The 12,318-nt window shown below is 66.9% G+C and carries 1 pseudogene (cut by a window edge); it reads right to left on the bottom strand.

Features of this window, described 5'->3' with window-relative positions:
* Positions 1-12,318 (bottom strand): annotated as a pseudogene (locus ACFWY9_RS02100) (hypothetical protein); its annotated part reaches 37,306 nt to the left of the window's first position; the annotation flags it as partial.

The raw sequence follows: 12,318 nt of genomic DNA, 5'->3' as shown, positions 1-12,318 counted from the left end.
GTCGGGAAGGTTCTCACCGACCCCATCCGCGGCACCGAACTCACGCAGTTCAGCATGACTGGTGTCGATGGTCCCCAGGGTGTTCACGGGCCGTTCGGTGAGATCCGGGAAGGCCTTGTCCAAGAACTCGAGTGCGGTACGCGCCCGCGCAAGGGACCCGACGTCTCCCCGCCCCGGGTCCAGCAGCACCGGAGCGTCCCAGCCATCACCCAGCTTCGCATGCCATCCAGTGAGGAAATGCCCCGCCCCGGAATCGAACTTCTCGAACACCTTGCCGTACTTGCCGGCCGCCAGAGCCCGGACCTTCTCGGCGAACTCGGCACGCCCACCAGGAACGTCACGCCATTCCCCGCCACCCAGCGAGTTCGCGAGGTCGTTTTTGTGCACCGGATCACTCGGCAGCGCCCGAAACAGTTCGGGATGCTTCGCCGCGAGCGCCGGGTTGTCCAAGGCACGCGCGAGCTGGAAGGTGGCATCCGCGCAGTTCGTGTCATGCCCGGGATCGCCGCGTTCGTAAGCATCGCGGTTGATGGCAGGCAGTATCGGAACGAATTTCTCGGTAAATGCTTCCCGAGCTTCCTTGTCGGCGAAGACATCGAAATCGATGAGGTCGCCCTTTTTGTACGAATCCTTGAACCAAGCCGGATCAACTGACGGGACTTCGGCACTCGGCCCGGCATCCTGGTTCAGGTGCTCTTCGGTCCGCACCAACCTCGGCGCGCGCGTGGCCGACGGCCGATAACGCGGCGCCGGAGCATCGGGCGACCTCCACTCACTCGCCGGTGCGTCATAGCCCGGCGGGGGCGGCGACGCGTCCGGCTGATCACCCAGATTCTCCAACGCGGCCTGCTGCGACGAGGCACGCCAGGTCCGTCCCAGGCCACGCTCCTGCTCGTGGACCCACCAGTTCCTCGTCCACTCGTCCCGCCGCGCGTCGCGCAGTTCGCCACGGGACCGCTCCAGTTCAGCCAGCCTCTGCCGGTAGTCGGCGTCGTTCAGCCGCCCGGACTCCCGATCCTGCTGGACCTGCCGGTTCCGCGCCTGCCACTCCGCCTCCTCCTGCCGTTCCCACCTCGCCAGATCCGCCTCGAACCGCTCGCGCGACTCATCCGATTCGGCACGAGGCTCGGCTGTCCTCCGCCGAGGCATACCACCGAAATCGGCATACGGATTGCGTTGGCCACCATTTGGATTCTCGATCGCTTCTATGACGCTATTACGAAATGCAGCGCCGTCCCAGCTCCTGTCGATCCGGCGCATGGTGTTCAGCAGATCGCTGTGGCTATCCAGCGAGTTCAGCAGGAAGTCCGGCGAGACATTGTCATCCAAGGCACGAGCGCGATCCTGCTCCGACAGAAGATCGTCGAGATGTTCCAGCAGGAAGTACTGAATGGACAGGTGGTCGCCCAGCAGTCCCCTGCCATCCAGCCACCTCAAGGCATTGACGAAGTCGGGATCGTCACGCAGCTCGCTCAGGAAGCCTTCCGCGGTAACCGTGCTGTTCGAGCGTTCCTGCTCCCGGGGCCCGACACGGTCGAAATCACGCAGGGCGTCTCGAACAATGGAGTGCCCGCTCAGTCCGCCATGGTGGTCCATCCATCGCAGACCGTTCACCACGTCGGCGTTTCGCTCCAGCGCTCCCCAAACCCACCTGCGTGCCCCCGCGGTCGTCAAGGCATCAATGAAGTCCGGGTCCGTTCGGGCTTCCGGATTCCCCCACTGTGGACCGTCGAGCCACTCGTCCTCCGGCAACTGAGCGCCGGGTAGCGGCGATTCCACTTCATCGTGAATCGCGTCGTCTTCCCGAACTTCCGTAAAAGTCCCGCGGTCGCCCTGGCCCGCGGCTTCTTCCGGCAGACCTCCCGCGTCCGTTGCGTCCGTGTCTTCGTTCCGTCGCTCGACGACCGGCGGACGTGGCCGCTGACGGAGCGGTCGCAGAAGAACGGGACCGTCGCGCCCCGCGGACGACAGTTCAGCACCCGCGGAGGTGCGCTCATCGGGACCACGAGCGCTCGACGGCAGCCCGCTTTCCGCACTCTTCCTCGTATACGTCACATACTTGCCACCATCCAGCACCGCGTGCACCGGCAAAAATGTGTCCGGTTCACGGGGGTGCTGAATCGCACGAAGCGCCACCATCTGGGTCGGGGCATGCACTCGGCCGGTGAACTCCGGACTCTCCATCAGCGCGGCGGCGGCCCGCATGCTCCGCGTCGCCACATCGGCGTTTCGTCCGTCGCCGTCGAGTTCGCCGGAGTCGGGGGTTTGGCAGGACACCAGACTCACATCACCGTCGCGATAGGCAGCGATCATGTTTCGCGTCCTCGAGTTCTCTCTGAGGACCCGAATATAGCTCTCAGGAACAACACTGAGTTCGGTGCCACCCCGCAACACGGTTTCGTACCCGGTCGGCGTGCCATGCGTCACGGAGAAAAGCGTACCTATGCCACCCTTTTCGTAACTCTTACTCCAAGATGGACGGAAAGCCTTGTACAACCGGTTGAAAAGGACGTCGGTCAGGTCGACAGAGCCGGTATAGGGGTCCGGGTGGCTGTGCTCCTTGGCCACCTGAATGTAGTAGTCGTGCTTATCGGTGCTCTTCGCCCATTCCTTGGCATCGTTCAGGTCTTCCGCGTCCGCCATGAAGGCGAACCCCATCACCTTGCTTTTCGAGTCGTGGAGTTCGTGGACGACAACGTCGTCGGGCTGGAAGAAGTAGGTCCTGCCACGATGGTCGACCCCACTGAGGAGGTTTGTCCGGTCCCCTTGCGACGCCAGCAGCCGGTATTGTTCCGACCTTGCCCAGTCCTCGTCCTCCGGCCGCTGCGAGCCGGGAACCTCGTCAGCGCTCTCGGGCCACTGCGTGGTGTTGGGAATATCATCGTCTTCGGGCCACTGCGTGGTCACCGGCGAGTCGTCCTCACTCAGCCGCAGCCGTTTCGATGGCCGATCGCCGAGCAGGCGGAACATCGCCGCCCCACGCCCGAGCGGAGTGTTCGCCAAGGCCGCCAGGGGATGTTCGTTCGTACCATCGCCGGACGCTCGCAGGTCCGCGCGTGGTTCGGTGACACCGGCAGGCGGAGCGTTGGGTTGCGCGGTGGTAAGCCGTTCACCCCCGTTCACCTCGTCCCGAGGAGCAGGCACTGCCTCGCGCGAGACCGGTTCGGACTGGTTCCCCACGCCGTGGGTATCGGGCGTCGACTCCGACACCACCCGATAGCCGTCACCGCCCGGCGTCAGCCTCGTACCCGGCGGCAACACGTACTGCACACCGCCCTCGCCGACTCGCGCCACCAGCGGTGTCCCCGCCTCGGCCACCACGCGCACGGCGCCCCCGGAAGAGCGAGCCGCTCCCGGGCCGGTGGGGGTGACGAGCAGACCGTCGCCGACAACGCCCGTCGCCCGGTCCAGCGCTCCAGCGCGGATCGCCGCGGTGAACACCATCGGGACCGGGCTGGGCCGCGCCGCTTCGACCAGCTGCTCACGCTGCTGGTCGGTCAGCGGATGCCGCCCACCGGACAGCACCGCGTCGAACGCGCCATCCGCGGCGCTGCCGAGTGCGCGCTGCTTCCCCGCCCAAGTCGCCAGGGAATCCGTGCCGCGCTGGGTCGACACGGCCCGCGAGATATCGAGACGGTCACCCGGGGCGGAACGCGACGTCCCGGCGAACTCCGCTTCCGTGGCAGGAGATTCGGTCGGCCGTCCGTGTCCGACCGGCTCCGGTAGCCGCTTTCCCTTCGACAGCCCGATCGTGGCCACGTCGACGGCGAACGGACGAGCCTGGGCGGGAACCGGGCGATTCGCGGGCCGATAGCGCAGATATTCGGCGTATACCTCGTCGGCCCGTTCCCGGGACGGCCGCTGATGATTCCTGCGCAGTTCGGAGACGATCTCCGCACGCTCGAACTCGTTGAGGGTCTCGGGCGGCGCCTCGCGGTATCGGCGCGGCCCCTGCCTGGTCTGCTGCGCGAACCGCTGCGCGAGGGCGTCCACCACCCCCTTCCGATCGCCAGGGCGTCCGCCCGCACGGTCCAGATCCTGCAGCGCCCGCAGCACCTGCCCATTGTCCGGCAGCCGATCCTCGCGCAGCTGCCCGCCAACGCCCGGCTGTTGCTCCATGGCGGCCCACACATACGGCCGCAGTACCGCCGCGTCCAACGCTTCGTCGCTGAGCGTGTGGCCACGCCCGGCTATGCCCGGTCGAGCCAAAGCCACCGGCTCGACCCAGACACGCACCTGGCGGCGGTCCTCCGCGCTCGTGGGCGCCCATCGCGGCGAACGGCCCGGTCCCTCACCACGCGAGGACGGCACCACCCGCACCGGCGCCGATCGCCCCAGCCGCCGATCGAGAAGGTCCGCGACAACCTGGGCGCGCTCGCGCCCGGACGCCTCCGCGCCCCTGCTGCGCAGGCCACCATTGCCACCGCCTTCGACGTGGACGACCAGGCCGTCGCCACCCGCCTTCACGACGGCCGCCGCCTGGTCCAGGACCTCCTCGGCGAAGTTCGCGAGCTTGCCCGGATCGGCCACTTCGAACTTGTTGTTCTTGTTGTTCTTGAATGTCACGGAAAGGGGATCGGGCCGCGGCTCGTCGGCGAGCCAGGCCGGATCTGTGTCCCGCAGCGCCGATGGCACGCTCAGCACCGGATCCGGACCGTTCTCGCTGGCCCGCGACGCCGCCGCCGCCTTCCACGCCTCGTCGTCGATCCGGCGGCTGTTTTCCGTCCACTGCTGGAAGTGCTTGTACGCCGAGGCGAATCCCTTGGCGCCGAGCTTGTTGCGCGGGTATCGCAGTTCGTAGGCGCCGAGGGGCAGCTGCGCCCGGTCGCCGTGCGCGTCCAGCTCCTTGAGCTCGGTCTTCATCGTGCCGACCGCGTCCGACTGCGGCACGAGCCTCTCACCCGGCCGCAGAGGCTGCCAGGCCTGACGCAGGTAGTCACGCGTGGAGAACGGGCTCCTCCCCCCGCGCAGCTTCTGGTCGAGGGCGTGCTCAGGGAGCTTGTCTTCGCGGACAAGGTCCTGGTTCCTGTCCCGGAGCGTGCGTTCGAAGGCGGCGGTGAGCTCCTCGGCGTTGTTCTTCAGGTAGTGCTGGACGCGTCGGGGCAACCCGCCTCGCACGACGGACATCGGCATGCGCGACAGCGCCATCGTGAAGTTCTTCCTCAGGGCGCCGTCGAACTTTCCCCAGGTCGGTGCGGCGGCCGCGGCCTGTGTGTAGACCAGTGCCGCGTACCCCGCCATCGCCGTCGTATCGGCCGCCAGCCCCTCGTCCCACACGGCGTGCGATCCGACAGGACCGTCGGAGCCGACATGCTCGCGGAACTCGCCGGCGATCCTTTCACCGAACGACAGTGCCTGATTGAGGAATCGGGCCTCCAGCGCGTCCGCCGGCACCCCTTCCGCCCGCGCGTCGGCGGCAACTTCCTTCAGGAAGCTCCGCAGACCGAAGTGCGACACCCCGACGGTCAGCTGCGTCGCGAGCTGTTCCAGCCCCAGATCCTGCAGCTTCACCCGGGTGAGTTCGCCCTTGCCGACGGTGAACCCGTCCTTGTTCCCGAACAGGCCCGCGATGGTCTGGTCGGGGCGGGCATCGCGCAGCGAACGCAGGGTGCGGTCGAGCTCGCCCCAGACCTTGGCAGCGTCCGGCCGGCCCTGCTCCCCACGCAGCACGCCCACCGGCTCGCTGACCATCTCGGGAATCAGCTGGCCCCCCGTGAGCTCGTCGGTGATGAGCTTCACGTGCCGGCCGTTGACGAGCACGGGGCCGGTCACCTGAGCTTCGCCGACCTCCGACTCGACCCCGATCGCGCCACCGGGCGCCGTTACGATGCGGCCCTCGGGATGCACGCCCACCTGGGCGACCTCGTTGGCGAGATGCATCGTGTCGCGCGGCCACGAACGTTCGAGCGCCTGCCAATCGTCGAACGCCTTCAGCACTTCGGCGCGTTGCACAGGGGTCTTCTTGAGCCTCTCCATTTCCGCGCGCGCGAACTCGACACCGTGCTCGAGGAAGTCACGCTTCCGGTCCTCGTCCCAGGCGCGCGAATCCGTCTCGTGGGACGCCGGTGCCGGGGTGTTCGGGGTCAGCAGGCCGTTCGTCATGGCGTGGTACGCCGCGTCGAAGGCGGGGTCGCCGGTGTTCACGCGGTTCGGCCCGTCCGCGTTCAGCCAGTGCTCGTGGGCCGCGTGAGCCAGCTCGTCCAGGGCGGCCCCCTTCGGCGCCACCTGCCCGGGGTGTTCGAGCTCCATGATCTCGGTGATCTCGCGGCGGATCCGCGCCAGGTGCTCCGGGTCGGCGGCCTTCGCTTTGTCGGATGTGTTGTCGTGTGGCGCGGGGGCCGGGGACGACTTGGTCGCGTCCTCGCCGGCCGGTGCCGGGGTGTGCGGGGGCAGAAGGCCGTTCCGCACGGCGTGATAGGCCGCGTTGAAGGCGGGGTCGCCGGTGTAGCCCTTGTGCCCGTCGGCGTTCAGCCAGTGCTCGTAGGCCGCGCGGGCCTGCTCGATCGAGGCGGGCGGCCTCGACGCCGAATTCCAGGGTTCGTCGTACTCCAGGACCTCGTCGATCCCGCTTTGGATCCGCCGCAGGTGCTCCGGGTCGGCCACCCGCGGCCAGCTCGTCCTGTCCTCATCGGACTCATGCCGCCGCGGCTCGTCCGACCGGTGCCCGGGGGCCTGCTCGTCACGGGAGGTGTCCTCGCCGGGCTGGTTGTCGTTCGACGGGGTCCGCTCATCGCGGCCTCGCGTGTCGTGGTCAGACTCGGAATCACCGTGGTCGCGCCGAGGAGCGTCGTCCTTCCGGTCGAGGGTGTCGTTGTCCAGACCGCGGGTGTCGCCGCTGCGGTCGTGGTCGTCGTTGCCAGGGGTGGCTTCGTTGTCGCCGTGGACGCGTGAGGGGTCACCCAGCCTACTCAGATCGAAGCGAGCGGCGGTCGCCTTTTCGATCCTGTCGAACAGATCACGCAGTCCGTTCCCCGAATCGGCGTACTTGATAATGCTGACCTGCGCGTCGGGAATGCCCGAGTGCTTGACCGCCTCGCTCTCCGGCACCATGTAGATCTCGACGCGACCGCGCTCCGCGCCGTTGCGCAGCGTCCGGCGAGCCCTTTGCTCGGTGACATTGGGGTGCACATCGGACGGATCCACCATGATCATGGTCAGATCTTTCCCGCCAGGGTTGAGGCCACGCCCGGTTATGTCGTTCCCGACGAGAACACGGAAATTCTTCCCGAACTGCTTCTCGCCGGTTGTCTCAAGATTCTCGTAACGCCTTTTTCTCTGATCGTCCAGCCAACGCGCGTCGGCGACCGGGTGCTCGACGGTCTTACCGCCGATGGGATTGTTCATGATGAACTCGGAGATCTTCGCGGCATGCGCGTTGTTGTTCACAACGATCTGCACGTCTCGGCCGTCTTCGAGATTTCTGTGGATGCTCTCGTTGATCAGCTTGAATTGACTTTCCCGGTCGGCACTGCTGAACACGTGCGTGTTCTCCCGCAGCCGGTCCTCGTAATAAGGCGGGATGAACTCTACATGATCGGAAAGGCCGACGGCCTTGAGGTGCGGCCCCATTCCCCGCATGGTGCCGGACGCGAGGGTGACCTTCCCATAGCGAGCGAGGACCTGCTCGAGTGTGATCGTCCTACTGTTCTCGTTAGTCGAGTCGGCCCGGATCCGCAGGCCGTACTCCGCCTCGACCGCCTGCGCGAGCCCGTTGTTCCAACGACTTTCGTTACCCTTTTTCGGATCGATCAAAATGTCGCCGGAACTCCGGTTGATGATGACGATCTTTCCCCTTCGCCAGCTGACCAGGAAGTGTTCGTTTTCCTTGATATCACCCAGCTTCACAGCCGCGGCCAGGTTGATCCGGCGCACCTCTTCGCCACTCAGTGTCCTGCCGGCCAGCTTGTTGGCCTTGGCCAGCCCTTCCGGCGTGAGCGCGGACCGCACGGGAGTCTTGTCGTCCCGGTGGCCGAAGTCCCGCTTGGTGAGCCGGTCATCGGAGTGTTCCGCGGTGGACAGGTGGTCGTCGAGGAACTTCTTGGCCTGCTCGACCATCCCCTTGACCTCAGGAGTGGCTTCCTTGGCCCCCAGCATGTTCAGGATCCACTGGGGAGGCGACAGGAACAAGCTGTCACCCTCGTCCATGAACAGCCTGGGCACCGTCGACTGATCGTGCGCCTGCCCCGGCAGCCTGCCGTCCCTGGGACCGCCCGTCTTGTTGAGGTGGTGGGAGACCTCGTCCAGGGAACCGACGAAGATCGTCGGCTCGCCCTTGTTCGCCTCCGGCGGCAGCCTGTCCGAACTGATCCAGTGTTGCTTGATGTCCAGATTGCCGAGGAGCTTCCGATGGCCTCTGTGCTCCCGCTTCGCGAGAAAATTGTTGCTGGTGGCGAGATGGACCCCGGCCCAGTCCGGGTTGAACGCCTCCCTGATGGCGGCGAACGCGAACATCAACGTCTTACCCTCACCGGCCAGCATATTGACGTTGTGTTCGATGAGCACCCTGGCCGCTTCCACCTGGGTCCACCGCATCCACTTTTTGCTGCTCTTGCGAATCGCCTCGTACGTCCCCGCGAAGGCCTCGTCCGGGTTGTCCGACCGGACCATTTCCCGCACCTGCTTCCAGGTCGTGTTGTCCAGCCGTTGACGTGGGTCGGGATGGTTGTACCGGTCGGCGAGGTCGTGCATCTTCCCGGCCGTTTCATGCCGCATGTTCGCGGCCGCCAGCCAGGCGTCGATGGAGACCCGCGAAGCGGGGTCCACCGGACGCACCCACTTCCCATCGGAGTCGAGCGTGTAAATGCGGGAACCATCCGAGTTCCGGTACAGGACCGCTTTTCCGCCTTGCTCGGCCTGCACATCCCGGACCTCCTCGGTCCCCGGAAGCAGCCAGGCGTGTGTCTCGTCGGCAAGCTTGATCCGCTTGGGCAGGAACAGCTTCCTGACGACCAGCTCGTTGTCCCGGTGCTCACGCAGGCGCGACCAGTTCCCGTCCGGCCCGCGGTCGTAACTCCTCCCGTCGGGCAGCTCGAGGATCTTGGGCTCGCCCTTGCCATCGATCTTGATCTTCGTGCCCGAGGGCAGGTCGGCGGTGAACCGCTTGCCCGCGCCGTCCGTCCCGTGACTGAACGAACCGCCCCGCTCGGTGACGTGCCAGCCGCTGTCCTCGCGCTTCCACGGCACCCCGCCGATGGTCCCCGAGTGCGAGCCACCGCCAAGGCCGCCCGGATCGTTCGAGAAGCCCGGCCGGTCCGGCACCCGTGCGTGGTCGGGATCGGCCATCACCGGCACCAGGCCGCCTGGCTGGTCCTGTTTGTGGTGCGGACCGTGCTCCTCGTTCCGGCCGCGGTGCTTCGCCTCCCCCGCACCGTCGGCGCGTGAACCCGGGGTGTGCGGGCCGGGGCTGCTCGTCCCCGGCCGCGAGGGCGCCTCCGGCCCACCAGGCGACCGCTGCCCGTTCTTGCCCGCTTCCCCGCTCTCCGTGGACGGACGCGCGGTGCCGGAATCGTGCTTGGCGCTGCCCGCGTCGGAAGCCGGACCGCCGTCCCGAGTCCTCGGCGGTTCTCCCTTGGCACCCGGCTTGTCCGACGCGGCGAGGTCGCCCGGCTTGTCCGCCAACGGCTTGTCCGCCGGAGCCTTGTCCGCCAACGGCTTGTCCGCCGGAGCCTTGTCCGCCAACGGCTTGTCGGACAGCGACTTGTCCGACCGAGGTCCCTGATCGTGCGTACGGACGTCGCGAGCGGGCTCCGAGCCATCGTGGCGAACATCGGCCGCGGACTTGTCGGTACGCGGCGCCGGACCGGATTCGTCCCGCACCGGACTCACCGGTTTGCGAGCCTCCGGCCGCGACTCCTCCACCGGCTTCGGACCGGCCACCTCGTCCTTCGGCCGCCGGACATCCGCGTCGGCGGGCGGGTCCAGCCGATCCGCGCGCGGCTGCCGAGAAGGATCAGGCGGCGTGGGGGAGTTGGGCCGCGCCTCGCCGGGGCCGGCACCGGCGGCAGCGGTCTGCCGCGTCTCGGGCTGGGAATGCGTGTTGGTCTGCGGGCCACGCCCGACCGTGTCCGGCTGCTTGGCAGCGGGCGGCGGCGCCTCCGAGCGCGGTCCCTCCGAGCTGGTGTTCAGCTTCGACGTGCCGGGCTGCGGCGCGCCGGACCGGGACTGGGTGTTCGGCCCCGCCTGTGACGGCTCCCGCTGAGCCGGGTTCGGACCATTCGGATCCTGGATGTTCGACCGCTGATTCGACTGCGGATCGCGCGACGGGGTGTTCGGCTCGCCCTGCGGCGCCACCCGGTGCTCGCCGCCCTGGGGCGAAACCTGCACGTTCGCCGGGTGCTCGACCTTGCCGTCCGAGGTTCCCTTGATGAAGTCGGTGGTCGCCTTGGACGCCGCGGGCGACTCCGGCGAGACCGACGTCTTGACCTGATCAGCCGACCTGCCCGCGGGCCCCTCGGAACTACCGCGCTGCCCCTCGGAGCCGCCACGGTGCCCATCGGAACTGGTGACGACGGACGGCTGCTTGTCCTGGGTGAAGATGGCACCCAGCGGCGATTTCCCGGTGTTGACGTCCTGCTTGTGCACCGAGCCGTTGTCGGACGAACCCTCGCTGATGGAAGTACGGCGGCTCGACTCACTGTTGGGTGAGTCCTCACTGAAAATGCTGGACCGACGCGACGAATCGCCGTCGGAAGAATGCTCACTGGTGGAATCGCGTCGACCCGAGGAATCCTTGCCAGCAGAGCCCTCATCGGAAGAATTACGGTTGTTCGACGAGTCCTTGACCGAAGATCCCTCATCGGAAGAATTGCGGCCACTCGGCGAATCCTTCTCGGAAATACCCTTGCCGGAAGAATTGCGATCACCCGACGAACCCTCGCCAGAAGAACCCTTACCGGAAGAGTTGTGGCTGTCCGGCGAACCGCTGTCCTTGGCGACGTCGCCCAGCGATCCGCCTGCGTCCGAACGCCGATCACCGGCATCACCGAATCCGAGCCGCTTGAACGGCGAGCCCAACCCGGTGCCGAGCTTGTCGAGGAGCTTTTCGCCGCTGGCGTCCAGCTTCGCCGACCATCCCCTGGTCGTGTGGTACGGCCCGGCGGCGCCGAGCATCCCGGCCCAGAGCGGCTCGTGGCTGCCGTTCAGCTGGTTCATCACCCAGTTGACCCCCACGGCCATGCCGAGCTGAGCACCGACGTACCCGCCTTGCCACAGAAGTGACGACTCGGGCCCCTTCTCGTTGGACCCGCCCTTTTCGCCGGACCCGCCCTTTTCGTTGGTCGAGCCCTTCTCGCCGGACCCGCCCTCTTCCTTGGCCGAGCCCTTTCCGCCAGAACCGCCCTCCTCCTTGGCCGAACCCTTTCCACCGGGCCCGCCCTCCTCTTTCGCCGAGCCCTTCCCGCCGGACCCGCCCTCCTCCTTGGCCGAGCCCTTCCCGCCCGAACCACCCTCTCCGGAGCCACCCTTCTCGCTGATCAGAGGTTTCTCCTCGATCGTCTTCCCGCCGGGACCGCCCTTCTCGCCCAGCGTGCCCTTCCCACCCCCGGCTGCGCCCTTCCCACCACCCCCGAAAAGGCCCTTCGCGAGACCCTTGGCCCCACCACGAACGGCGCCGAAACCGGCACCACCTATCGCACCGGCGATAGCGGAGTTCTTCAGCGAGTCCGTGTCCCAATCGTCGCGGCCACCGAAATCACTGTGCTCACCCTGCAGCTTCTGAATGCCCTGAATGCTGACATCGAGAAACTCCATGAACGCGGCGTTGCCCACCGCGTACTTGGCTGCCGAAATTATGACGTTCTTCAGGATCGCCAGCAGGATTTGCCCCAGGGTCGCCCTCGCTCCCGCGATGGCGGCGGGCGCGAGAAAGGCGGTGAAAATGGTCCAGAGAAGCGCCATGATCATGGCGAAGAACATGAGGGCCATGATGATCAGCATCACCTTGCCCTTCTCGATGTCCGCACCGGCGTTCCGGCAGGCGCTCGAGTACTTGCGGGCCCTTTCCTCGGTCTCCTCAAGAGATTGGATCTGGCCTTTGAGCCACTCCCTGTTCGAATCGGCTGTCTTGCCGCGCATCGCATCAGGCATCCGGGACAGCAGGCCTTTGAGCTCGGCGATTCGCTCCGCCAGGTCGTCGGCGAACTTCTTCCAGGCGGCCGCCATCGCCCACAAGCCCTGATCGTTACCCTCTGGCCAGGTCAAGCCGCAGGTGACCTTGAAGAACTTCTGCAACTCCGGCGGCAACTGGGTGGACCCACCACCACCGGAGTTCTGGCCACTACCATAGCCACCCAAACGCCCACCAGCACCGGAAACAACCAC

This window comes from Amycolatopsis sp. NPDC059027 (assembly GCF_042739735.1).
Taxonomy (GTDB): Bacteria; Actinomycetota; Actinomycetes; order Mycobacteriales; family Pseudonocardiaceae; genus Amycolatopsis.
The sequence above is the reverse complement of the archived record's forward strand: the minus strand, read 5'-3'. Positions and strand labels throughout refer to the sequence as shown.